The sequence below is a fragment of the Parvimonas sp. M20 genome (assembly GCF_035282425.1).
In the GTDB taxonomy this organism is placed as follows: Bacteria; Bacillota; Clostridia; order Tissierellales; family Peptoniphilaceae; genus Parvimonas.
On sequence record NZ_JAYKBQ010000264.1, the window covers coordinates 1 to 242 of the forward strand.

The following is a 242-nucleotide window of genomic DNA, read 5'->3' on the forward strand; positions in this document are numbered from 1 at the left end:
GGGTTTTTAATGTTTGTTCCCCTACACCAGAAAATTTACTGACGGGCAGGGGTGCCAGAAAATCTTTTTCCATACCTGGCTGAACAAAAAGGTACCCATTGGGTTTGGCTTCATCTGTTGCAATTTTGGCAATCATTTTATTAGATGCCAATCCAAAAGAAATGGGTAATTGTGTTTGCTCCATAATCTCTTTTCGCAGGTCTATTGTCCACTGAAAAGGATCAAAAAACCTATCCATACCC

The 242-nt window shown here is 40.1% G+C and carries 1 protein-coding gene; it reads right to left on the minus strand.

What is annotated here, in order from left to right; translation table 11 throughout:
- A partial coding sequence (locus VJI93_RS09190; protein WP_442954004.1) for a Y-family DNA polymerase occupies window positions 1–242 on the minus strand: 242 nt, incomplete at both ends.